The 23232-nt window shown below is 57.7% G+C and carries 20 protein-coding genes and 1 pseudogene; 13 read left to right on the forward strand and 8 right to left on the reverse strand.

Annotated elements, in window-relative coordinates; genetic code table 11:
* Position 1: 1 nt before the first annotated feature.
* From ACODTZ_RS02850 to ACODTZ_RS02885, 8 genes and pseudogenes are all read left to right on the forward strand, one after another.
* Positions 2-1141: pseudogene (locus tag ACODTZ_RS02850) on the forward strand (glycosyltransferase family 1 protein); the annotation flags it as partial.
* Positions 1142-1151: 10 nt separating this feature from the next.
* Positions 1152-4385 carry a glycosyltransferase gene (locus tag ACODTZ_RS02855; protein WP_489023578.1) on the forward strand — a complete coding sequence of 1078 codons (3234 nt, stop codon included), beginning with the start codon at positions 1152-1154 and terminating at the stop codon, positions 4383-4385.
* On the forward strand, positions 4382-6634 hold the full coding sequence (locus ACODTZ_RS02860; RefSeq protein ID WP_489023580.1) for a glycosyltransferase: 2253 nt from the start codon (positions 4382-4384) through the stop codon (positions 6632-6634). The genes ACODTZ_RS02855 and ACODTZ_RS02860 overlap by 4 nt, the downstream gene beginning before the upstream one ends.
* A 230-nt stretch (positions 6635-6864) precedes the next feature.
* Positions 6865-7053, forward strand: a complete 189-nt coding sequence (locus ACODTZ_RS02865; RefSeq protein ID WP_489023582.1) for a hypothetical protein — start codon at positions 6865-6867, stop codon at positions 7051-7053.
* 330 nt (positions 7054-7383) lie between these two features.
* The gene (locus tag ACODTZ_RS02870) at positions 7384-8580 is read left to right on the forward strand and encodes an FAD-dependent monooxygenase (protein ID WP_489023584.1); all 1197 of its coding nucleotides are present in this window, start codon (positions 7384-7386) and stop codon (positions 8578-8580) included.
* 94 nt (positions 8581-8674) lie between these two features.
* Complete coding sequence (locus ACODTZ_RS02875) at positions 8675-9514, forward strand: haloacid dehalogenase type II (RefSeq protein ID WP_489023586.1); 840 nt, start codon at positions 8675-8677, stop codon at positions 9512-9514.
* Between the two features lie 162 nt (positions 9515-9676).
* Complete coding sequence (locus tag ACODTZ_RS02880) at positions 9677-10312, forward strand: glutathione S-transferase family protein (RefSeq protein ID WP_489023588.1); 636 nt, start codon at positions 9677-9679, stop codon at positions 10310-10312.
* A gap of 152 nt (positions 10313-10464) precedes the next feature.
* Complete coding sequence (locus ACODTZ_RS02885) at positions 10465-10704, forward strand: DUF2934 domain-containing protein (RefSeq protein WP_489023589.1); 240 nt, start codon at positions 10465-10467, stop codon at positions 10702-10704.
* A gap of 62 nt (positions 10705-10766) precedes the next feature.
* On the opposite strand, the gene ACODTZ_RS02890 is transcribed toward ACODTZ_RS02885, so the two are convergent.
* On the reverse strand, positions 10767-11744 hold the full coding sequence (locus ACODTZ_RS02890) for a L,D-transpeptidase family protein (RefSeq protein WP_489023591.1): 978 nt from the start codon (positions 11742-11744) through the stop codon (positions 10767-10769).
* A gap of 180 nt (positions 11745-11924) precedes the next feature.
* Here ACODTZ_RS02890 and ACODTZ_RS02895 point away from each other — a divergent pair, with 180 nt between their 5' ends.
* Positions 11925-12977, forward strand: coding sequence for a YihY/virulence factor BrkB family protein (locus ACODTZ_RS02895; protein WP_489023593.1), 1053 nt, complete (start codon positions 11925-11927; stop codon positions 12975-12977).
* 9 nt (positions 12978-12986) lie between these two features.
* Here ACODTZ_RS02895 and ACODTZ_RS02900 read toward each other — a convergent pair whose 3' ends face one another.
* The 5 genes from ACODTZ_RS02900 to ACODTZ_RS02920 all read right to left on the reverse strand — a co-directional run bounded on the left by ACODTZ_RS02900 (position 12987) and on the right by ACODTZ_RS02920 (position 18349).
* Complete coding sequence (locus ACODTZ_RS02900; protein ID WP_489023595.1) at positions 12987-13796, reverse strand: mechanosensitive ion channel family protein; 810 nt, start codon at positions 13794-13796, stop codon at positions 12987-12989.
* Positions 13797-13881: 85 nt separating this feature from the next.
* Positions 13882-14484: a general stress protein gene (locus tag ACODTZ_RS02905; RefSeq protein ID WP_489023597.1), complete on the reverse strand. Its 603-nt coding sequence runs from the start codon at positions 14482-14484 to the stop codon at positions 13882-13884.
* A 21-nt stretch (positions 14485-14505) separates the two neighbouring features.
* Positions 14506-14817, reverse strand: a complete 312-nt coding sequence (locus tag ACODTZ_RS02910; protein ID WP_489023598.1) for a PepSY domain-containing protein — start codon at positions 14815-14817, stop codon at positions 14506-14508.
* Positions 14818-14945: 128 nt separating this feature from the next.
* Positions 14946-17222, reverse strand: a complete 2277-nt coding sequence (locus ACODTZ_RS02915) for an FdhF/YdeP family oxidoreductase (protein ID WP_489023599.1) — start codon at positions 17220-17222, stop codon at positions 14946-14948.
* Positions 17223-17272: 50 nt separating this feature from the next.
* Positions 17273-18349: a catalase family protein gene (locus ACODTZ_RS02920; protein ID WP_489023601.1), complete on the reverse strand. Its 1077-nt coding sequence runs from the start codon at positions 18347-18349 to the stop codon at positions 17273-17275.
* Between the two features lie 228 nt (positions 18350-18577).
* On the opposite strand from ACODTZ_RS02920, the gene ACODTZ_RS02925 reads away from it, so the two are divergent.
* The 3 genes from ACODTZ_RS02925 to ACODTZ_RS02935 are packed head-to-tail and all read left to right on the forward strand — an operon-like array spanning position 18578 to position 20648.
* A complete protein-coding gene (locus ACODTZ_RS02925) occupies positions 18578-19630 on the forward strand; it encodes an alpha/beta hydrolase (RefSeq protein WP_489023603.1) in 1053 nt (350 codons plus the stop codon).
* Between the two features lie 11 nt (positions 19631-19641).
* Entirely contained in the window at positions 19642-20178 is a 537-nt protein-coding gene (locus ACODTZ_RS02930; protein WP_489023605.1) for a DUF4142 domain-containing protein, read from the forward strand.
* 50 nt (positions 20179-20228) lie between these two features.
* Positions 20229-20648 (forward strand): hypothetical protein, encoded by a 420-nt coding sequence (locus tag ACODTZ_RS02935; RefSeq protein WP_489023607.1) that lies wholly within the window; start codon positions 20229-20231, stop codon positions 20646-20648.
* A gap of 128 nt (positions 20649-20776) precedes the next feature.
* Here ACODTZ_RS02935 and ACODTZ_RS02940 read toward each other — a convergent pair whose 3' ends face one another.
* A complete protein-coding gene (locus ACODTZ_RS02940; protein WP_489023609.1) occupies positions 20777-21214 on the reverse strand; it encodes a helix-turn-helix domain-containing protein in 438 nt (145 codons plus the stop codon).
* Positions 21215-21489: 275 nt separating this feature from the next.
* On the opposite strand from ACODTZ_RS02940, the gene ACODTZ_RS02945 reads away from it, so the two are divergent.
* Entirely contained in the window at positions 21490-21747 is a 258-nt protein-coding gene (locus tag ACODTZ_RS02945; protein ID WP_489023611.1) for a GlsB/YeaQ/YmgE family stress response membrane protein, read from the forward strand.
* 165 nt (positions 21748-21912) lie between these two features.
* Here ACODTZ_RS02945 and ACODTZ_RS02950 read toward each other — a convergent pair whose 3' ends face one another.
* Positions 21913-23196, reverse strand: a complete 1284-nt coding sequence (locus tag ACODTZ_RS02950; RefSeq protein ID WP_489023612.1) for a cation:proton antiporter — start codon at positions 23194-23196, stop codon at positions 21913-21915.
* Positions 23197-23232 lie beyond the last annotated feature (36 nt).

The raw sequence follows: 23232 nt of genomic DNA on the forward strand, positions 1-23232 counted from the left end.
CATGAATCTTGTGACGGCTTTCAAGGCGCTTGATCATCGCTCACCGATAATTTGTTTCTCCCACCTCCGTTGGGACTTTGTGGTTCAACGACCGCAGCATCTGATGGAACGATTCTCTTGCGATCGGCTGGTCATTTTTTTCGAAGAGTTCATTCCAACCGACCACCATTTGGCATATTTCGAAGTGCATAGCTTCGAGGGAACAGCGGTTAAAGCGGTCCGACCGCGGGTCCCTCATTGGTGGTCCGAAGCTGAGCGGCAAGCTGCTTTGTCGCGGCTGCTCGATGAGGTTATCGCTTCGTTTTGCGGAGCCAAGCCGATTTTGTGGTTTTACACCCCTTTGATGTTCTCTTTTGCCCGTCATGTCGACGCGGATGCGGTTGTCTACGACTGCATGGATGAACTCGCAAATTTCAAGTTTGCACCACCCGACCTGAAGGATGCCGAGGGTGCGCTATTGAGCCGGGCGGATGTGGTATTTACTGGCGGAAAGAGCCTTTTCGAAGCCAAAAGCAATCGTCACACCAACGTCCACTGTTTTCCGTCGAGTGTCGATGTCACACACTTCGGCTCGGCGAGAGCCCTTAATGGCACGCCTAACGACCAGACATCGATCGACTTGCCGCGCCTCGGCTATATTGGCGTCATCGATGAGCGGATTGACCTCGAGTTAGTAGATGAAGTCGCGAGAATCCGGCCGAACTTTTCGTTCGTCTTCGTGGGTCCCGTCGTGAAAATTTCCCCATCGGACCTGCCTAAACGAGCAAACCTGCATTATCTCGGTCGAAAAAGCTACCATGAGCTTCCAGCATATCTGAGCGGCTGGCGAGCAGCTTTGATGCCATTCGCGCACAATGATGCCACCCGCTATATCAGTCCCACAAAGACCCCTGAATATCTTGCTGCCGGCGTTCCGGTCGTTAGCACGCGTATCGCGGATGTCGTGGCAGGTTACGGCAATATACCGGGCGTGTTTCTCGTGGATGGAGCGGAACATTTCGCTGCAGCCTGTGACGAGGCTTGTCGAATGGATCCCTGCGATCCGGCCTGGCTTGCCGCGATCGATGAAAAGCTTTCCGAGTCGTCTTGGGACAAGACTTTCGCAAAGATGAGCGCCTTGGTGGAACACGCGGTCGCACGAGAAGAACTCCATGTCTGACGCCAAACGCGTGGTTATCGCCACAGACAGCCTGGAGCCGTCGGGGTTGGGGGAGCACATGCTCGACCTCGGACAAGGCTTGCAAGAGACGTTCGACGTAACATTCGCGCTCGTTGGCGACGATCGGACTGGCTTACTCCCGCGGGCGGCTCGGCGCGGCCTGCGAGTAAAGTCGGCGAGAGATGATGTAGAGTTCCGCGGCTGGTTGCAGGGTGCCGGCGTTGATCTTTTGCACGTCCACGCTGGAATAGGCTGGGAAGGCCATGAACTTTCCTCGGCCGGTATCGATTGCAATGTCCCCGTTATCCGGACCGAGCACCTTCCATATTTGCTGACCGATCCCGAGCAAAAACGGCGTTACCGCTCAGCCACGGAACGTATCTCCCAACACATCGTAGTCTCCGCGGCTGCCAAGGCAAGTTACCTAGCGGAAGGGGTCTCTAGCGATCGCATCACCGTCGTCAGGAACGGCGTTCAGCCGATGACACCGACCAAACCGTCGGGCTCGATTGATGAAGAACTTGCGATTGCGGGGAAGATTGTTCTGCTGACCGTTGCGCGTCTTACCCCGCAAAAGGACCACGCGTCCCTCATCAGAGCTTTCCCCACGATCTTGCAAGCGGTCCCGGCGGCTATTCTTTTGCTCGTGGGAACGGGGGAGGAGCGGTCGAATTTGGAAGCTCTTGTGGAGGATCTCGGGCTTACATCGCTTGTGCGTTTTCTGGGATCGAGAGCCGACGTCGCTGACCTGATGGTGGCGGCGGATCTCTTCATTCTCCCATCGCAGTTCGAAGGGCTCCCTCTAGCGGTCCTCGAAGCCATGTCGGTCGGATTGCCGGTCGTTTCGACCCGAATTGGCGGAAGCGTCGAGGCTTTGGGAGAAGCACATGCGTATTTCGCTGAGCCGGGAAAAGATACTTCCATTGCCGAGGTCGTCATCCGGGCGCTCCAGGATGCTGACCGACTAAAGGCTGCCAGCGAAGCTGGGCTTGAAAGGTACCGACGCCATTTCACCGCCTCCCGTATGGTTAGTGAGACGGCCGAGGTTTACGGCCGCCACGTAAGCTCTCAAAGCTCGAAGGGTAACACGATGACGAAGACGCGCCTCGGTTTCATTGGTGTTGGCGGTATCGCGCAACGCCACCTGAACATTCTTGCGACTTTCAACGACGTTGAACTTGTTGCCTTTTGCGATCCGGACCTTGGTCGCGCGGACGCGGCCGCCTCCCGCTTTGGCGCCAGATCCTATACATCGCATAAAGAGATGCTCGACGCCGAGGAGATGGATGCGGTCTATATCTGCATTCCACCGTTTGCTCATGGCGAGCCGGAGTTTGACTTGATTGAGCGGGGCATTCCGTTTTTCGTCGAGAAGCCACTGACGAGGGACATCGAGCTTGCAGAAGAAATCGCTAACAAGGTCAGTGCCGCAGACCTGGTCACAGGCGTTGGCTACCACTGGCGATACCTTGATACTGTCGATGAAGCGCGCGAGTTACTTCAAGACAATCCAGCGCAGCTCCTTTCCGGGTATTGGCTCGATTCGACACCGCCTCCTCAGTGGTGGTGGAAGGAGGAGCAGTCCGGCGGGCAGATGGTCGAGCAAACGACGCACCTTCTTGATCTTGCCCGGTTTCTTGTCGGCGAAGTCACTGAGGTTTATGGCAGGACGGGTCACGTGGACCGCGGGGATTTTCCCGGCCTTGACGTTCCAACTGTAACCACAGCCAACCTGACCTTCGAGTCTGGCGTATTGGCCAACATCTCATCGACCTGTCTGCTTGGTTGGAGCCATCGGGTCGGTCTCCACATCTTCGCAGACAGACTGGCGATCGAACTAAACGATCATGAGATCATGGTTGATGTCGGTCGGGGTCGCCCAGTTCGCGCAGCCGTTGGTGACCCGGTGTGGAGGGAAGATAGGGATTTCATCGATGCGGTAGGAGGGGGGCCGAACAACATTCGTTGCCCTTACGGCGACGCGCTTGTTACGCACCGGCTTGCTCTCGCTGTTATTGCGTCGGCCAACAGCGGCGATCCTGTGAGATTGGAGCCTGCGTCATTCGATAGGAACACCTTGCGGCCGCTTCAATCGCAACACGTCGATGATCTTGACCAGCCTTTGCCGGCTGGCCACCGGTTAGTCCGATCTCTTGGCGTTCATGGCCCGTCGGAAGCCTATTTGTTTGAATATGAGGAAGGACCAACGCCTGACGGACAAGTCAGGCTGGAGACGCTGTACACGGGACTGTCAGCGGGGACGGAACTAACGTTCCTCAAGAATACCAATCCGTACTTCCATTCTCGCTTTGACGGTCAGCGCGGCGTCTTCTTGCGAAACGAGCCCGATCTGCATTATCCGGTTCCCTTCCTCGGCTACATGGAAGTAGGGAAAGTGGTCGAATCCAGGGCGGCGGGTTTCCAGGATGGACAGATTGTTTGTGGGACTTATGGCCATAAAAGCGGGCATACCGCAGACCCTTCTCACGAAACGCTGATCCCACTTCCAGATGACGTCGACCCGGTTCTTGGGGTCTTCGCCGCCCAAATGGGTCCGATTGCTGCCAACGGTATCCTTCACGCCGATGCCGAAGTGTTTGGATCCCAAGTTCCATCGCTCGGCGCGAGCATCGCCGGACGTCCCGTGCTTGTCTGCGGCGGAGGGCCTGTCGGATTTATGACCGCTCTATTCGCCCGGAAAGCGGGGGCGTCTGAAGTGGTGATCACCGACCCGTCGTCATTCCGACGCGCAAGGGCCGAAGCTTTGGGATTCGTCGCGCTCACCGATGACGAGGCGTGGCAATACACCAAGGCGAGATGGCACGACGGGACCATGGGTCGGGGCGCCGACATTGTGTTCCAGACCAGAGCGAGCGCTGAAAGCCTGCATCTCGCAATGAAAGCATTGCGGCCCCAAGGTGTCGTCATAGATCTAGCGTTTTATCAGGGCGGTTCTCCCGAGCTGAGACTTGGAGAGGAATTCCATCACAACGGTTTAAGCATCAAATGCGCTCAGATTAACAGAGTGCCACGGGGGCTCTCTGCGAGCTGGGACAGGCGCCGACTGGCAGCGGATACGGTCGAACTACTCCGCAGAGATGGCCAGGCTATCAGAGACCATCTGATAACCGATATTGTGCCGATGTCGGATGGCCCCGTGTTCCTGCGAAGTCTGATCGACAATCGACCGGACTTTATCCAGATCGTATTTCAGGCTGACCTATGATCGGGGACGATAAATCGCCTACTCGAATTTTGTTTGTATTCGCCTGGCTCGTCGTCGGCGGCGAGGAGACGGAAATTCGTCTTCTTGCAGCCAACCTGGATCCTGACCGGTACAAGATAGATGTCGTCGCGTGCTTTCGTAAACCTGGGATGCCGGAACAAACACACCAGCAACTTGAAGCGCTCGGCGTACACGTCGACACAACACCTTACGATCTCTCATTCGATGACACGGTCGCTTACCTCGCCGGGAAGGTGCCGGCATATGACCTCGTCGTCTCCTGCCAGAACGTCGCCGACATATACCCTGCCTTGGAAAGGCTTAAGCTGCGCCCGCCGCTAATCGAGCATGGGGGGCTGGTATCTGAAGCCGAGGCAGGGCCAAAGCATTTCACTTCCCGTTACGTTGGTGTGTGTCGCACAATCACCGAGGCGGCTGCAGCCCGAATGCCAGGACGCGAGTCCCATGCAGTCGAAATTCCCTCTATGGTCGATCTCAGCGAGTTCGGAAACGGTCGACGTAGCGCGGTTCGATCGGAGCTCGGGATCGACGAAAGCGAGGTCCTTATCGGGTGGGTGGGAAGACTGGACCCCAAAAAGAACGTCGAGGATTTCATCGACGCGGCGGCATCACTTCAGGGAAGCTGTCCAACTGCAAAATTCGTCGTCGTCGGCGGCCCTGACGCCTTTCACCCCAACTACGCTGTTGAGCTCCGTCAGCGTGCAGCCGCGCTCGGTCTCGGCACAAGGTTGACCTTCCTTGGAGACCGGACGGACGTCCCGGATCTCCTGTCAGCAATGGATATCTTCGTCTGGCTTTCCAAGGGCGAGGGAATGCCCCACGTGATCGCAGAGGCAGGCGCTGCATCTCTTCCGGTCATCGCAACTCCGGACAACGGCGCTCTACAGCAAATTGAGGATGGAGTTTCCGGCATATTGGTTCCGCACGCAGATGTGGGAGCGGTGGCGGTCGGGATTCAGAGGCTGATCCACGATCGAGATAAGCGTAGACGGCTAGGTCAACGGCTGCGGCTCAAAATCGAGGAGCATTACAGCGTTTCGGCTGTCCTGCCGCTGTGGGAGAAGTTGTTCTCGGACGTTCTGCTCGACCGCGAGGCGGGGCGCCCCAAGAAGATTTTCAAATCCTTCCTGCAAGGCGGCTTTGAATGCTCAACCCATCGTCTGCGCCAAAGGGAAGGGGAACCGTACGGGCGTCGTCTGGATATCATCCACGCTACGCGGCATGAGGACCACGCTTACCAAGACTATCTGCGCCTACAGGAGTTCCGCATAAGAACGGTCCGCGACGGGTTTCGATGGCACCTGATCGACAGAGCAGGTAGCTACGATTGGTCGAGCGTACGCTCAATGCTAAGGGCGGCATCACTCTCGGGCACACAGGTCATTTGGGATCTGCTCCACTATGGTTGGCCTGACGATCTGGACATCTGGTCGCCGAAATTCGTCGAGCGTTTCGCAAAATTTGCCGGAGCATGCGCCGATGTTGTGCGAGATGAAACCGACCTGGTTCCGTTCTACTGCCCAGTGAACGAGATTTCGTTCTTCGCATGGGGCGGAGGCGACGCGGCATACTTGAATCCTTTCTCGCGACATCGTGGGTTCGAGTTGAAGGTTCAGTTAGCACGCGCCTCGATCGCAGCCATGGATGCGATCCGAGAGGTCGATGCACGCGCCCGTTTTGTCCATTGCGATCCGATTATCAACGTCGTCGCGGATCGCGCGCGCCCTTGGGAAACTGTCGCCGCGGAGGGCCACCGGCTCGCACAGTTTCAGGGTTGGGATTTGATCGAAGGCAGGATTTGGCCACAGATCGGAGGCCGAGCTGACTACCTGGATATCGTTGGCGTCAACTATTACTTTAACAATCAATGGATCCATGGAGGGCCTCCGATCGATATCGGACACCGACAATACAAACCGCTTAGGAATATTCTCGTGGAGACGTACGCTCGTTACGGTCGACCTGTCCTAATAGCCGAAACCGGTATAGAAGGCGATCGGAGGGCTTCGTGGATCCAGTACGTTGCCGAGGAAGCTTCAGCGGCGATCGCTGCCGGCGTTCCCCTTGAAGGAATATGTCTCTATCCAATCCTTGACCACCCAGGCTGGGACGACGAACGTGACTGCCGAAATGGTCTTCTGTCATCGTCGGTCGGTCCGAACTTTCGCCCCGTTTCTGATCACGATTTTGCCCAGAGTCTCGAGCGCGTGTTCGCCCGTTTTCCCTGATGGCGCGTTGGGAAGCACCGTCATAGACGAAATGACACTCTGAGAAAGCATTCCGACGAAACAGGCGGCTGCGGTAAAGACAGGCGGCCGGATCTTTTCATTTGACCGAAGGAAGTTTTGCTAAAGAACTATGCGTTCATCCCCGTAAATAGTCTCGCAACTATACCCGACCTCTTCTGCAACATTTTGGAATCCTGCGCGTTTTCCGTGATCAAAGGAGGAAGACACTCATGTCTAGGCGGGAACTCATCGATACCGGAGCTGACAAGCGTTACGTGCGCCGCGATAAGGAGGGGCAGTTCAACCAATCGACCGATGTCGGCCGCTCTCTGTCAGCGGACAAAAGGCATGAATCCAACACCCCGGCAAAGCCCGGCGAGGGCGACCGCGGCGACCATCACGTGAAGCACGAGCAGTGAGTGGCCGGTCGTTTCTCGATTTGCCGTCAGCCGAGAGACAGGCGTTTCTCGAGCGGCTCGCGCTGACGCTCGAGAAAGATTCCGAGTGGGCGAGGCAGCAGGGTGACAAGGCTCTGGAGATGGTTATGCGGTCGGTCGGAACGGCGTTATTGTCGGTAGCCAGTGACCTTGCCCACAACGAGCCTTATCTGGCCGATGACATAGCTATGCGCGCGATCGGGCTGATCACAACGTTCCACCTGAGACATCCGCAGTGTCCCGTCGGCCCTACGCTTCACTAGGTGTGCAAGTCGCCGCTCGCATAAGACGTGTTAAACATTGGAAGGTCCGATGCCACGCAGGGTTCTCATCTCAGGTGCCAGTATCGCAGGCTGCGCCGTAGCTTGGTGGCTCGGCCGGATCGGCTTCGATGTCACCGTGATCGAGAAGGCAACGGAGTTTCGGGACGGCGGGCAGAACGTCGACGTGCGAGGTGAGGGCCGCAAAGTGCTTCGTCTCATGGGCCTCGAGGCTGCCGCACTCGCTCACGGCACCGGCGAGAAAGGCATAGCCTGGGTCGACGAGAACGACGACGTGGTCGCGAAGATCGTCGCCGCGCACTTTGGCTCCGACGGCCCGACGGCCGAAATGGAAATCCTACGAGGTGACCTTGCGCGACTTCTCTACGAGCCAGCTAGCGAAAGGGCGGACTTCAGGTTCGGCGAGACGATCAAATCGGTAGCACCCACCAGTCAGGGTGTCTCCGTCAGCTTCGACAGCGGAGCGAAGGAGGAATACGATATCCTTCTCGTCGCGGAAGGCGTCGGCTCCTCGACGCGCGAACTGGTTTTCAGGGGGCAGAACGATCCGCGCTGGATGGACATGACGATGGCCTACTTCACGATTCCGCGGGAGAAAGGGGACGACCAGCTTTGGCGCTGGTTCAACGCCCCCGGCTGCCAGAGCGTCTCGATCCGTCCGGACATGCACGGAACGATGCGGGCGAACCTCTCGATTAATCGGAAGCATGGCGACGAAGCAGACTGGGATCCGAGCCGCCAGAAGGCGTGGCTTCGGGACGAGTTCCGCGACGCCGGTTGGCAGACGCCACGTGTCCTTGATGCGATGGAGACGACGCCTGACTTTTATCTCGACGTTCTGAGGCAGGTTCGGATGCCGGGTTGGTCGCGGGGCAGGGTAGTGCTGCTCGGGGACGCGGCGTGGTGCACCACGCCTTTGGGCGGCGTCGGGGCGACGCTTGCGATCTGCGGCGCCTACGTGCTCGCCGGAGAACTTGGGACCAACGGTGATGTCGAGGACGCATTCCGAAAATACGAAAACGTCATGCGGCCTTTCGTGAAGAAGGCACAAGGAATTCCAAAGATCGTGCCGAGGCTGGTGCATCCGCGCACCCGCATGGGCATTGCTGCGCTTCACGGTGTGCTTCGTATCATGGCGTCGCCATTTTTACAGAAGGTGTCGGGCGGCCTCTTTGCGGGCAACGCGGAATCCGTAGATCTGCCCCAGTATCCAGCTCTCACGAGTTGAGCGAGATCGATGTCGAATCTACACCCAATGATACGCCGCCTCGCTCCGCTCTCGGGCCTTGGCGCACCCGAAAGCAAGTTGCCGGAGGTACGTCATGAGCAACGATAAACGCCCCGAGGAGTTCGACAGCGATTGGCCAGCGAAGAAACGGTCGTTCGACATCGTCGAAGCAACCGCTCACACCGCGGTCGACCATCACTCGTTCGAGCGCGTCCCATCCGCAACCAACGTCCCGTCGCGTCCCCCGTTCGAACTGTGCCCAGTTCCACAGATCATCACTTTCGACTGTTACGGCACCTTGGTGCAGTGGTACGAAATTCTTCTTGGTGAGGTTGGACTGACGCTTGCGAAGAACGGACGGGCAGACATCGAAGCAATAATGGTTCTCAACGAATTCACTGCTGTTGCCAAGCGAATGACGGCCGAGAAACCTCACAGGCCTTATAAAGAAATTCTCCGATCGGGCTTCGACGTCGCATTTCGCAAGCACAGTGTCGAGCTAAGCCGGGACGATATCGAGCGTATCGCGAACTCGCCGATGGCGATGGGACCGCACCCCGACGTCCCTGACGCGCTGCGGCGGCTCCGGGAGCGCTACAAGTTGGCGATCTTCACGAACTCTGACAACGACCTGATCGTACCTACGGTTGAGCGGATCGGGGTTCCATTCGACTACGTCATCACGGCCGAACAGGCGCAGGCCTACAAACCGTCGCGGGAATTCTTCGAGCACGCTTATCGGGTGATGGGGGTCACCTCGGACCAGACTGTCCATGTCGCGATGGGCATGTTTTGGGACATGAAGGCGCGCCACGAGCTGGGATTTAGGGGCATATGGGTCAACAGGCGCGGCGAAGCCGGGAATCCCGACTGGTTACCGTATGCGGAGGTAGCAGATGTAGGGCAGGCGGCCGATCTCCTTTCGAGTGTGTAACTTGATCAAAGGCGTTAGAACCCTGCGATTTACCCAGCGTTTTGCCAACATCAGCGGTCGCCGCTTGTACAGTGCCGCGTGACCCCATTGAACGGGGAATTCGACACAAAGTGATCCACGGCACGTAAACAATTGATATGTCGGGAAAAGACGGGAGAGTTCGTGCTCAAAGTCCATCACCTAAACAATAGTCGGTCTCAACGCGTCCTGTGGATGCTCGAGGAACTGGGAATTGAGTACGAAATCCGAAAGTATGAGCGTCTGGCCGACATGCGTGCTCCAGACGAGTTGAAGAAGGTACACCCACTTGGCAAGTCTCCCGTCATTGAAGACTATGTAGACGGTCAACGAACGGTTTTAGTCGAGACCGGCGCGATCTGCGAATATCTTGTGGATCGGTCAGGCGGCCTTCTTGGGCCGCCTGATGGCGTTGACGGCATTCGCCGATACCAACAGTATCTGCATTACGCTGAAGGTTCGGTGATGCCAGTGCTATTTGCACTGCTCGTCGTTTCGCGTGTGCCATTGCTTGGTAGCTATGCTGCGCGAAAGCTTCGTCCGATGCTTACTGTCCATCTTGATTACATCGAGGCAGAGCTTGCTTCGCGTCCTTGGTTCGCGGGTGACGCGCTTTCTGCCGCTGACATCATGATGAGTTTCCCGTTAGAAGCCGCGCAGGCGAAAGCGGGCGTGGATCGGTCGCGGCCGGCAACAATTGAGTGGCTGAAGCGTATACACGCCCGCCCAGCTTATCTGCGAGCGCTAGCCAAAGGCGGGCCCTACAGTTTCGTCGATTAGCGCAACGAGCTTGTCGCTCACCGTGTGAAGTGGCACGCCATTGCCTTTGAAGTCTTCTGACATTTGGTCGTAGCAGTCGTGCTCCAGATTGCGTGATGGAACGCGACGTCCGAACCGACGTTTCCATCCCGCTAACTGAAGGAGGAATGAAAATGGAAGACCGCGAGCAGAAGCAGCGCGAACGAGCATACAAAATCTGGGAAGAAGAAGGTCGACAGGAAGGTCGCGACCTCGATCATTGGCATAGAGCAGCAGAACAACACCAGGCTGATGAGGAAGAGGCCGACGACGTCACGCAAGCCAATCAGAAAGCGAACGAGGCGTTCAACGAAGCGGACGGCGGTCGTGCGGCGACCGATCTTCGGCCGCCATCCACATCGAGCGCTGATTGACGGGAGCAATCGTGGTGCACGCCATGGGAGGTGCTGCACCACGATTACCTACCGCCAATTCGCTACTTCACGAAATCGACTTCGACTCCCGGTTTGACCATGCTCGCGAGCTCTTCGACATCCCAGTTCGTCAGCCTGACGCAACCGTGGGATCCGGCCTTGTCAATTTTGCTGGGCTCTGGCGTCCCGTGGATCCCATAGGTGGGCTCCGACAGATCGATCCACACACTACCGACAGGATTGTTGGGCCCGCTGGGCAGCGTGAGCTTCGTTTTGTTCTTTCCTTGCTGGAAGTTTATTTTGGGATTGTATTCGTACTTCGGGTTACGGGCGACACCGTTGACCTTGTGGCGACCCTTAGGCGAAGGGTTGTCTTCGCTGCCAATGGTCGCAGGGTAGGCTGCGATGATCGATCCGTCGTCGGCGTACGCGAGAACCGCGCCAGTGTCACGGCGCACTTCAATTTGCTTTACCGTGCCCGTGCGCGGTGAGCCGACGACAGCAACGGCAATCGTCTGGCCTGCTGTGAAATTTGATCCCGGATTTAGCTGCCTCAGGAGATCGATATCCATGTGGAACCGTTCCGAAAGCTTCTCCTCAATGCTGGTAAAGCCGAGGTGCTGCATCTTGGCTTGCAGGGCATAGTCTTGCGGGATGCTCGTAACGAGATCAGCAAGATCGTCTGTCTCGACTTTGTAAGGACCAATGACCGGGTCATTGTCATTCAAGCGTGATAACACCTCAGCATCGAGCTTGCCATCTACCGTAAGCCCCTGCATGGCTTCAAAGCCCGCGATCGCCTTTTTCAGGTTCGCGCCATCGAGTCCGTCGATGACACCGGGCGACGCGCCTGCTCTGTCGAGTATGACCTGAAGGCGGATGATCGCGGGGTCGGGGACCGGCTCGCCAACTATCTCGCGATCGACCTGCAGGGCGCCGAAATCCGCACCGTTGATAATTTGAGGGGTTAGCTCTTGCGCCGTTGCGCTGCCAACGACCAAGAGTATAGCCAAGTGGCCCAACGCGAAGATTTTTTTCATGCGAGTGAAAGCTTGAGGTAGGCGTTTGGTTCCCAGCAAGCTGACCGCTTCAGGTAATCAAGCAGGTCGGTCTTGAGCCAATATGTATCTAAAGCAATTGGGCGAAAACATCTCAGACGTCGTCACTGGTCACCTTTTTAGGCTGCCATATGTACGATAGCTAGTGCGAGGGTAGAGTTGATGCGTAAGGGATCTGTGGCGGTAGCAGTCGGACTTGCAGCGATAACCGCTGTTATTGTTGTCAGTCGTTCGGTATACCCAGACCAAAATCCCGATCGTTCTCATGGTGATCGCCGCGGAAGAGATGCCGAAACGCCCGAGGCGATCCCGGTCAAGGGTCTAAAAGATGTCCTCTGGCGCGTCTTACACCAGGTCTCCGAGGACAGGGTGACGCTGATTGCCGCCGGCGTAACGTTCTATCTGCTGTTGGCTCTGTTCCCGGCTATTTCCGCACTCGTGTCGTTATACGGATTGGCTGCCGATCCCTCGACGATGGCGGAGCATCTTCGCGAGTTATCGAGCATGCTGCCTCCGGGTGCTTTCGATCTCATCGCCGAGCGGATCGATAGTTTGGCTGCTAGCCGCAGTTCGACACTCGGTATCACTTTTTTTATCGGCTTGGGCATCGCAGTTTGGAGTACACACAGCGCCACACTGGCGATCTTCGATGCGATGAATATCGCTTACGACGAGAATGAGAAACGGGGACTACTACGATTAAACCTGGTCGGTTTGGCGTTCACGTTGTGCGCCATGGTATCGGCTGCGGTCATCGTGGGTCTGGTCGCCTTGATCCCGTTAATTCTATCCTATGTTTGGTTGGATCGGTTCGAGGAGCAAATGGCGCTCGTCGTGCGCTGGCCAATCCTCTTTCTCATCGTCGCCACTGCGACAACGGCCATCTATCGCTTCGGGCCAAGCCGTCAGCCGGCCAAGTTCCGTTGGCTGACGTGGGGCGCCGTACTCGTCACAGTGTCATGGTTTGTTATGTCGCTTGGATTCTCATTCTATCTTGGTCACTTCGCCAATTACGATGCCACCTATGGGACGCTGGGTGCGCTGATCGGGTTCCTCGTCTGGATTTGGCTTTCGGTGCTGATCCTCATCGTAGGCGGCGAATTGAATGCGGAGTTGGAACACCAGACGTCGAAGGATACGACCACCGGGTTACCTTTGCCGATGGGGGCCCGCGGCGCATACGTCGCGGACACCTTGGGCGAAGCATCCAACTGAGCCGATCAGCTACTTCAGCGCAACGCCCTTGGCGGCCAACCCATCTTTCAACCGATCAATTATTTCATAACGCGTTTCCGACCATTGAGCGGTTTGAGCCCAGTACTGCAACGTTAGGACTGTCTTGTCTGCCGTTAGGTCGTTGGAGAACACGCGCGGCTGAGGTTGCTTCTGGACGCGATGATCAGCGGTGACGATCGCCATTATTTCCTTTTTGACGGCATTGGCATCCGTGTCGTTGCCGATGGCGACAGACAGTTCCTGTCGGCGGCTGGACTCACGACTGTGATTCGTGATCGGCGTGTTCCAAAGAGTGGAATTCGGCGCCATGAGATAAAGACCGTCCGCGGTCTTCATCTCGGTGGCGAAGAGGCCGATTTCGACAATGAAGCCCTTTACGCTTCCCGTTTCGATGTACTCACCGACGCGTAGAGGTCTAAGGACAAGCAACATGATGCCGGCTGCGATATTCTGAAGCGTTCCCTGCAGAGCTAAACCCACCGCTAGACCGGCGGCGCCGAGCGCGGCGATAATGGATGCAGTCTGTACGCCGAACTGGCCGAGCACGGTCACGAAGACCAAAATCAGAAGTCCGTAGTGCAAAACGTTCTCGAAGAACCTCGCGAGCGTTTCGTCAATCCCATGGATACGAGAGATGCCTTGGTACGCCCATCTGCTGATGATGCCGGATAGCATCCAGCCCCCAACAAGCAGGAGCAGGGCTCCGACGATTGAGAACCCGTATTGCACGGCAAGTGCGGTGGCTTGAGTGAACGCTGTCCGTGTTGCGACAATGACGTTGGCGGCTGGTGTTTCCATAGAGCTGACCCTTACTACTCAAAGCCCATTTCAAAAAAGCAAAAGGGCGACCTTTGCGGTCGCCCTTCAGTTGGTCCAGTTAAAATTAGCTCCGACGATATCGCTGGCGCTCGATTTCGATTTGCTCCGGCGTGTACGGATCTGCTGCCTCGTCAAATCGCGTCCAGCCCTGCTCGGCGTAGCTTGCCCGACGAGCAGTAACGTCGACCGGCCTGGAGCTGTTGAGGATTGCTTGAGCTTCTGGCACTTTGCCTTCGTCCACCTTCGCGGTGACGACCGAGCCGCCACGGCGGATGCCTTCGGCGTAGAAATTCGCCTCGTCTTCAGGAACGCCTTCCTTGATCATCGCACCGACGATGCCGCCGACCGCTCCGCCAGCGACCGCGCCTGCCACAGCGCCTGCCGCGGTTGCAGCGAGCCAACCTGCGGCAACGACAGGGCCAACGCCTGGAATCGCCATCAGGCCGAGACCCGTGAGAAGACCGCCCGCTCCGCCTGCGACAGCGCCGATGCCGGCACCGGTGCCCGCGCCTTCCTCGGCATAGCTACCCTGGCCTTCGACCTCAACGCCGTTTGCCTTGTTTGTGACGATGCTGATGTCGTCAGAGGGAATGCCTGCGTTCTCGAGCGCCTTAACGGCCGCGCGAGCATCATTGTAGCTGTCATAAAGTCCCGTGATCGTACGCATGATTATTCTCCTCGCGCTCTCTTACTTGGCCATCGTGACGTTGCCCTGGAAGTCCAGAGACACGCCCGCGTCCTTGCCGTCCTTCTTGGCGGTGGCCCGCCACACGCCCTGGTCGTCAAGCTTCAAGCCCGCGACGTCAGTGTAGCCGGCGCCTTCGATGCGCTCCTTTGCCTGCGCTTCGGTGAAGCTGTTTTTCCCTGCGACAGGAGCGCCCGCATTCTGCTCGGTGTTGACCGCCGGTGTCGTCTGCGAAGTCGACGGGGTTTCGCTCTGAGCGAATGCCGCTGTCGCCGACAGAAGCAGACCGACTGAGATGGCTGTGATCTTTTTCATTTGGGTGTCTCCTCTATTGCAGTGGGAGAACCTCGAAAAAGAGAGTTTGTTCCATGGCTTACGACGGATTTCTCAAAATTGCTGCCAAACACGAAAATGTGCGGAAACGCGCTGCCCTAGCCTTAAACTCAAAGAGCGATTGTTACCGGGATCGCTTTTGATGCTGGCGTCTTGGAAAGGACGTCATGATGGTCAATTGCATTGAGGACATTGCATTCGGGATAATACGCGGCGATGGTTCCACGGGGCAGGTGATGAATCTTGATAGCGAGACCTCCGAGCCGTCGTTGCTTGCCGTCCTCGAAATCGCTTTGCAGGGTGATCCTCTGCCCTTCGCGTAGCCCTGCATCGAGGACGTCTTGCTCGGCCATCAGGACCACGTCGCGGGTTCCCTCGACACCGCGAAACCGATCGGAGTAGCCGTATATAGTGGTGTTGAACTGGTCGTTCGACCGGATGGTCACGAGACGATAGCGGCCGGCACGGTCATCGAAAGACAAGGCGTTCAAGCGGCCGGGCGCAGTAAAAATCGCCTTCTTCGGTTTTGTGTTCCAGACCCGTTCATGGGCGCTGTTGCCTCGATAGAACCCGCCGGGCTGGAACATACGGTTGTTGTAGTCCTTGAAATCCTTCGGGTAGGTGTATTCGATCAGGTCACGGACGAGGGCATAGTCGGCGGTCCACTCATCCCATTTCAACTTCGGACTAGCAGGCAGAGTTGCCTTGGCGATCCCCGCGACGATCGCCAGCTCGCTCTTGAGGTGCTGCGAGGCGGGCGACCTTTTGCCGATGCTTCCACTGATATGCGAGAAGCTGTCCTCCGTCGTCACCGCCTGCGGCCCGGTCGCCTGGTTGTCTATCTCAGTTCTCGAAAGGCAAGGGAGGATATAGGATTCTTTGGCGGGGAAGAGGTGGCTGCGATTGAGCTTGGTGGAGACAATGACTGAAAGCTCCTGAGCAGCCCACGCCCGTTCCATTTCCTGCTGATCGGGCACTGCCCGGACGAGGTTTCCGCCAAGGCAGATGAAAGCTTTGATCTCGCCGGCCATTAAACCTTTCACAGCGTCGACGATCGGCGTGCCGTCTTTTGTCGGCGGGTTGAAATTGAAGAGTTCTTTGAGCTTGTCCATCGGGATCAGCTTAGCCTTTTCGGCAATCCCGACTGTTCGCTGCCCCTGGACGTTGGAATGACCGCGCACCGGACAGCAGCCCGCGCCCTTGCGCCCAATGTTACCGCGCAGAAGAAGGAGGTTGACGACCATGCCGATGTTGAGCGCTCCCTCCACATGCTGGGTCAGACCCATCCCGTAGACGCCTATGACGTTCTTGGCGTTGACATAGATATCGGCGGCATCTCGCAGCGCACCCTCCGTCAGACCACTCTCGCGCTCAATGTCGATCCAAGAGGTGTCGCGGACGACCGCAATAAACTCTTCAAAGCCCGTGGTGTGCTCCTCGATAAAAGTGATGTCGAGGATGCGGTCGTTACCGTCCCGGACAGCCAGATCGTCGGCATCGATCACGTGCTTGCAGAGCCCAAGGATGGCTGCGATGTCGCCGCCGGCCTTCACCTGCAAGTACTGGTCGGAGATCTGCGTTTCGTGCCCGGTCAACATGTCGACAGGGCTCTGCGGATTGACGAAGGATACAAGACCCTGCTCAAGGATGGGGTTGAATGTAACGATCCGCGCGCCGCGCTTCTTTGCATCCTGCAGCGGATGGAGGAACCTAGGACTGTTCGAGCCTGGGTTTTGTCCAAAGAAGAAGAATGCGTCTGCTTTCTCCAGGTCCTCCCAAACAACCGTTCCCACCGGCGATCCGATGACATTGTTCAGACCTACGGAGGTCGTCTCATGGCACATGTTCGAACTTTGCGGCAAGTTGTTGTTGCCATAGACGCGAGCGAGCAGTGCATATAGATATGACGCCTCAAGCCCGGCATGGCCCGACGAGTAGAAGACGACGCTCTCCCGCTCGAGACGGTTCAGAATCTCACTAATGCCGGCGAACGCCTCTTCCCATGTGACCTCGACGTATCGATCAGTGCCTTGGTCGTACTTCAGGGGATGGGTCAGCCGGCCGGTCATTTCGAGATCATGGTCCTTCCAACCACGAAGCTCTGCGACCGTATGCTCGTTCCAAAAGTCCGGCGTACAGCGATGCGACGTCAACTCCCAAAGGGTCGCTTTCGCGCCGTTCTCGCAGAACTCGAACGGATGGTAGTTCTCAGGCTTAGGCCACGCGCAAGACACGCACATGAAGCCGCCCGGCTTGTTCTGCCTGGCGAGCGTTTCTATCGCGGCCGGCGTCGGCCAGCTATCGCCGTAAATGCGCGCGATGGATTTGAGCGACCCCCATCCGCCTGCGGGACCTTCGCCATCGGTATTTTCAATGCGGTCTGCCAAGGAACTTCTCCGGACGCGGGTGGAAACAATCGAGAGGGGAGCTGGGATCCTCACGCATCGGGTTCGTGGATCGGACAGCGGTTGAACCGCTCCCGGAAGTGCGCGGAATGCTCATAGGGCGCCTTGCGGGCACGGTTGATGTTGCCAAGCGGACGGTGGGCATCGAGGCCTGTCCAGACACTGAAGCGCATTTCTTCGTCGACCCTGCGAACCTGTTCCGGCGCCCAGCTATCCTGAGGTCCGGCGTGAATGGTCGCTACCGTCACGAACGGAGCGTCCTTTTCTTCCCACTGCACGGTCGGATCCTCGATCGGCTGTTTCTTCAGATCGCGACAGAGCTGAACCTGAAACTCCCACGCTCCGGTGATATGGTTCATTTCTGCCTGGACAGTCTCGCGGATGGCATCGTCACGGTCGGCGACGTCGATCTCCTTGCCGGTCAGGTCTTTGAGGTCTTGCGACACCGGCTTCAGGCTGAACTTGGCAATGTATTCGCCGTAGCGGAATGGCGTAACGCTGAAGTAGGTCTCACCAAGCGGATCGATATTCGGTGCTCCGCCCATTGACTGCACTGTCGTGCTCGATACGCCTACCGTCTCCAGCGCCGTGTTTAAGCCCTGTAGTACCGTCGACATCGCCTTCTTCGTGCCTTCCAACCGATCCGTGGTCTTCGCCAGCATCTTCAGGCTGCCCAGAAATTTCTTGGCAGTCTTCGCTTGGAAGACAGGTCCGTTGACCATTACGAAATCCTGCGTATGGCCTTCGGCATCAGGAAGACGCGCTCCCTCGACATCGACCACCTTCAACGCCAATCCGCGCGGAAGCGAAACGGCGTCCGGGAGAATGTCACCAGCATTCGTTGATATGCGCATGTAGACCTTGTGGGTACCAGGGCGCGCGAAAAGTCCCTGAGCGAGTTCAGGCGGCAATCCGTCCTTCACCACGAACGTTCCCTCAAGGATTCCGTGGGCCTTCGCATGCACCGACCTGACGGCGTGACCGTAGTCTTCAGCAGTCGTTTCGAGAATCGTATCGAACGCCTCGTTGATGTTGGCAATCGTCTTCGTTTCGTCGTCTTCAAAGACTTCTACATCCGGCGAGAACGTGACTGGGGGCTTCACGGTCATCTCATGGTCTCCGTTAGCGAGTTTGGGCAAGCGGTGAGGCGAGCCTCGCCATCCCTTGCAAGCGCAACCGGCGTGGGCGGATTTAGTTCCTTACGAAAAACGGCGGGGTTCGCGCGTACGTCACCGTTAAAAAATTGGATCATGACCCGGTGGAAATCTTTGCACGCTTTAAACCGGAACAACCTCGACGAATAGAGGTTGTGCATCACCGCCAAAGGAGTGACCCCATTGCTCAAACAAACGTCAATCAAGACAGCCCTGCTGATCGGCGCGCTGCTCACAACATCCGCGATTCCAAGCTTCGCCGACGATGCCGGCAAGCCCACCCCCGAAATGCAGGCCGTGCTCGACAAGCTTCAGGCTCTCGACGCCAAGCCTTTCTCGACGCTGACGGTCCCCGAGGCCCGCACTCAGGCAAGTCCTTCGGATGCAGCACACGCCGTCCAATGGGACAAGCGCATCTCTTCGAATCCGGAAGCGCAGGTGACCACCGGGGACATTGCCATTCCGTCGAAGGACGGAGCGCTTGCCGCCCGCGTGTATATGCCAGGCGGCGAGGGACCGTTCCCTGTCGTGGTCTACTTCCACGGCGGCGGCTGGGTCGTTGCCGACGTCAACGTCTATGACAGTGCGCCACGGGCGCTCTCGCTCGGCGCGCATGCCATCGTCGTCTCCGTGGAATATCGCCATGCCCCGGAGCACAAGTTCCCGGCCGCGCACGAGGATGCCTGGACCGCCTACAAGTGGGTCGTCGAAAATATCCACGAACTCAATGGCAATGCCGACAAGATCGCGGTGGCTGGCGAGAGCGCCGGCGGGAACCTCGCCGCGAATGTTGCGCTGATGGCGAAGGAAATGAAGACGAAGCAGCCCATCTACCAGCTCCTCGTCTATCCGGTCGCCGGCAACGACATGAACACGGAGTCCTACAAGGAAAACGCCGATGCCAAGCCGCTCGGCAAGGCGGACATGGAATGGTTCGTGAAGAACACCTTCACCTCGATGGACCAGACCTCGGACAAGCGTCTCAACCTCGTTGGCCGTGACGACCTCGCAGGGGTCGCACCTGCGACGGTGATCACCGCGCAGTTCGATCCCCTCCGGTCGGAGGGCCAGGCCTATGCCGATAAGCTGAAGGCCGCAGGCGTTGCCGTCGATGCCAAGACCTTTGACGGTGTCACCCACGAGTTCTTCGGAATGGCCAAGGTTGTCCCGCAGGCGAAGGAGGCCATGGACATGGCGATCGCCGATCTCACCGCCGCCTTCGATAAAGCCAAGTAAGGATTGCCCCCATGAAGAAAACAGTCGCTCTGGCATTCGTTGCCGCCTCCTGCCTGACCATGACGGCCGTTCCTGCTGTTTACGCCAAGTCGCCTGCTTCCGCCGACACGGCCGCCGCGCCGTTCAGCGTCGACAAGGCGTCGTTCGTCAAGGCCGTCTCCAGTTCCAACGCGTTCGAGATCGAATCCAGCAAGCTGGCCGAGCAAAAGGCGAAGGACGGCGACGTCAAGGAATTCGCCAAACAGATGATCGCCGATCACACCAAGGCAGCCGAGGAACTGAAGAAGGCGGCGAAGACGGAGGGCGGCGAGCCGCCACTCGCTCCGAAGCATGCGGCGATGCTCGAAACTCTGAACGGCGCATCGGACCGGGATTTCCAGCCACTTTATATCGAAATGCAGGCTGCTGCCCATATGGAGGCGGTCAGCCTGTTCGCGACCTCCGCTAAGGGTGGCGACGATCCAGCCGTCAAAGCCTTCGCCAAGAAGACGCTGCCGACATTGGAGATGCACAAGATGCACGTCCAGAAGCTCGTCGCGGCTCAATAGGGTGACGACAGGCGCCGGGCGGCAACCCCGCCCGGCCTGGGGAAACATTCATGCGCGAGCCGCTTTTCATTATCAGGCGACCATCGATTTTGACCACGCCTAGCGCGGTGCTCGCCGCTTCCGCTTTTCCATTGATCGCTCAAACTCCTGGCTGTGCAGCAAATAAGGTTGAAGATGGCACTTCGTTCTCATTTGCAGGTTCGCCTCGTGAGTTTGGTGAAGCTCCTGAAACGATAACCTCGCCTCGATCGTCTTCCCCGGACGGATTAGACTTTCTTGCGCCGGACGGGGGCTCATGCTCCCGTGAATATCTCTCCGTGAACTTCGATTTCAGCACGATGTTCAAAAGAGTCCCACGAAGGCAACGCTACGATCTGTCAACGACTGGCGGTGTCAGTCGAGGAACTCGCAGCCGCGTTCTTCAAGAAGCACCGCAGGACGTCAATCGTCCGAAGGGCGGCGAGCGTTGAGGAGGTCGCCAACGTCGTCTTGCCTCACATGCGGGTCGACGACGGTGTGATCTATGACCGTAATCCCTATATATCGATCGAATCCATGATGCAGGCGACGGCAGGACTTCGTATCCATTGCCTCGGCGCTAGTCGTTTTCCCTCGGCTCAATATCCAGAATGGCGGCGAACGCGTTCTGAACTCGCTTCGGTGCTCTGGCCAATTGCTCGACCAGATGCAGACCCTGCTTGGAAGATAAAAAGAGCAGCACTTCAGCGGATAACGGTACGGCTTGGGGAACAGGTTCGTCGATGTGTTGGTAGTCTAAACCTTCAAAGAAGTAAGAGGACGGAAGATTCAGGAAATTCATGATGACGAACATGGAAGAGGCGCTGACCCGGTTGGTGCCGCGCTCATATTTCTGAACTTGCTGAAAGGTAACACCTAGCGCGTCGCCTAATTGTGATTGCGAAAGGCCTTTGAGCTTTCGCGCAAGGACGAGGCGCTTTCCCACATGAACATCCACTGGGTGCGGCTGCCCCGGCGACTTGCTTAGCCGCGACCGGTCTACACTTTTTTTCATCATGCTTTAAAATTTCTGGTCAGTATTTTGACATCACACAATTCGAAGATGTACATATATGATAATCCTCATATGCTTTCCAGAATAATCCGGCGCAATTCGCATATACACCCGGTGCTACTTCTGGAACGGGCTTTCTACATGCTTGTCGCCCACGGCAACGTCTGCATTTCCCCGCCTCGGTTGCGGGCGGAACCTTTCGTCGCCGAGAATGTTTCTCCGCGGTCTGGTGGTCGTTTCGCCGGGGCAGAAATTCAACTCAATCAAAGGGGACAAATATGGAAAATGCAAGCATCGGCTGGATCGCAGCTATCATCATCGGTGGGATCGCCGGCTGGCTCGCCGAAATGTTCATGAAATCCAACATGGGCGTCTTGATGAATATAATTCTTGGGATCGTGGGTGCGATGGTTGCCAACTTTCTTCTCTCGCTCTTTGGCGTCGTCCTTGGCGGCTGGCTGGGTTATCTGATCGCCGGGTTCATCGGAGCATGCGTACTGATAGCGCTCGCGCGCATGATACGCCGGACCGCTTGAACCAATGCCGACGGCGCTCCGATGCGCCGTCGTCTTCCCACCGGTCATTGATCGAACCGAGATCGCACCGCCTGCTGAGTTATTCGATTAAGGTTGAACCCTTTGCCGTGCGCGCTATCCTCAGCCTGCCACTGGCTCCCGCCCGCGCACGTATAAAGTTAGTATTCACGGGTTCGCGTGCTCCTTAGTCATCGGCCTCATGCTGTCAACACCTCGCCGGCGGTCGATCCATCTCATCACTGGCGTGACGGTGATCCCGTGTAGGATGATCGACGCCAAAATTATCACCAGAACGGTCGCCCAGACGGTCTCTATGCCGTCAAACCTAGCCTTCGACGAGGCGTAGGCTAAATAGTATATGGAACCAAGTCCCCGAATACCGAAGACGGACACGATCGCCCTTTCGGCCAGCGGATGACGGCAGCCCATCAAACTGATCCACGCTGTCAATGGCCGCGCTAGGCCGAGTGTAGCGACTGTGACGACTGCGACGCGCCAGTTGACATGTTGGAGGAGAGAACCTTCCGCGACGATTGAGCCAAAGCACACGAGAAGCACCATCATCAGCATCCGCTCGATCTGCTCGCCGAAGTCGTGCAGTTCACCGTGGAACCTGCTCCGTCGTTCGACGCTGCGGAGTGTCAACGCGGTGACGAAAACCGCCACGAAGCCGTATCCATGGGCTAGTTCGGTCAGCCCGTAGGACACGCATGTGAATCCCAACGCCGCCAATCCGTCGCCCGTCTTCGCGATGGATCCGCCTTTTGGAATTTTAAAGGTCAGATATCCAAGCGCCCGGCCGACGAGCCAGCCTACGCCGACGCCCGCCACAAGCTTCCACCCGACGTCGAAAAGCAGCCAGGAACCCAGCCAGTCCGTCGTTTGGCCCCCGCTGCCCGCGATGGCAATTGCCGCCATTACGAAGGGAAAGCTCAACCCGTCGTTAAGCCCGGCTTCGGACGTCAGCGCGAATCGGATGTCATCCTCCTCACCGGTCTGTGGTGGTCCGACCTGCACGTCGGCCGCCAGGACGGGATCGGTGGGCGCAAGCGCGGCGCCGAGGAGAAGGGCGGATCCCGCGCCGAGACCGAGGACGCTCCACCCGAGGAGGGCGATCGCCGCAATCGTAAGAGGCATGGCGATCCCGAGTAGTCTCCAGGTGATCATCCATCTCGACCAGCCGAGTGGCCGGTCGATCTTCAGGCCCGCGCCCATCAGAGCGACGATGATTACGAACTCCGTCAGGTGTTCGGCCCACTTCATGTTCTCGAGGGGATTGAACTGAGGCAGCGGCGTGAATGGAGACCAGGCGAGCGCCATCCCGATGGCTATGCAGCATATCGGCAACGAGAGGGGAACTCGTTTGAGCGCCATGGGGAGCCACGCCGTCAAGAGCACGATGGCACCGAAGATCAGGAGCGTGACGACGTAGGTGTTCAACTCGTTCACTTCTCCCTCAACTGCTCTCCGGTCCGATCGCACCGG

This window comes from Rhizobium sp. FG113, assembly GCF_057809895.1.

What these genes read in the sequence shown, in the direction of transcription:
- ACODTZ_RS02855 (WP_489023578.1), top strand. Translation starts at nt 1,152, where the DNA reads ATGTCTGACGCCAAACGCGTGGTTATCGCCACAGACAGCCTGGAGCCG.
- ACODTZ_RS02860 (WP_489023580.1), top strand. Translation starts at nt 4,382, where the DNA reads ATGATCGGGGACGATAAATCGCCTACTCGAATTTTGTTTGTATTCGCC.
- ACODTZ_RS02865 (WP_489023582.1), top strand. Translation starts at nt 6,865, where the DNA reads ATGTCTAGGCGGGAACTCATCGATACCGGAGCTGACAAGCGTTACGTG.
- ACODTZ_RS02870 (WP_489023584.1), top strand. Translation starts at nt 7,384, where the DNA reads ATGCCACGCAGGGTTCTCATCTCAGGTGCCAGTATCGCAGGCTGCGCC.
- ACODTZ_RS02875 (WP_489023586.1), top strand. Translation starts at nt 8,675, where the DNA reads ATGAGCAACGATAAACGCCCCGAGGAGTTCGACAGCGATTGGCCAGCG.
- ACODTZ_RS02885 (WP_489023589.1), top strand. Translation starts at nt 10,465, where the DNA reads ATGGAAGACCGCGAGCAGAAGCAGCGCGAACGAGCATACAAAATCTGG.
- ACODTZ_RS02890 (WP_489023591.1), bottom strand. Translation starts at nt 11,744, where the DNA reads ATGAAAAAAATCTTCGCGTTGGGCCACTTGGCTATACTCTTGGTCGTT.
- ACODTZ_RS02895 (WP_489023593.1), top strand. Translation starts at nt 11,925, where the DNA reads ATGCGTAAGGGATCTGTGGCGGTAGCAGTCGGACTTGCAGCGATAACC.
- ACODTZ_RS02900 (WP_489023595.1), bottom strand. Translation starts at nt 13,796, where the DNA reads ATGGAAACACCAGCCGCCAACGTCATTGTCGCAACACGGACAGCGTTC.
- ACODTZ_RS02905 (WP_489023597.1), bottom strand. Translation starts at nt 14,484, where the DNA reads ATGCGTACGATCACGGGACTTTATGACAGCTACAATGATGCTCGCGCG.
- ACODTZ_RS02910 (WP_489023598.1), bottom strand. Translation starts at nt 14,817, where the DNA reads ATGAAAAAGATCACAGCCATCTCAGTCGGTCTGCTTCTGTCGGCGACA.
- ACODTZ_RS02920 (WP_489023601.1), bottom strand. Translation starts at nt 18,349, where the DNA reads ATGACCGTGAAGCCCCCAGTCACGTTCTCGCCGGATGTAGAAGTCTTT.
- ACODTZ_RS02930 (WP_489023605.1), top strand. Translation starts at nt 19,642, where the DNA reads ATGAAGAAAACAGTCGCTCTGGCATTCGTTGCCGCCTCCTGCCTGACC.
- ACODTZ_RS02935 (WP_489023607.1), top strand. Translation starts at nt 20,229, where the DNA reads ATGCGCGAGCCGCTTTTCATTATCAGGCGACCATCGATTTTGACCACG.
- ACODTZ_RS02940 (WP_489023609.1), bottom strand. Translation starts at nt 21,214, where the DNA reads ATGATGAAAAAAAGTGTAGACCGGTCGCGGCTAAGCAAGTCGCCGGGG.
- ACODTZ_RS02945 (WP_489023611.1), top strand. Translation starts at nt 21,490, where the DNA reads ATGGAAAATGCAAGCATCGGCTGGATCGCAGCTATCATCATCGGTGGG.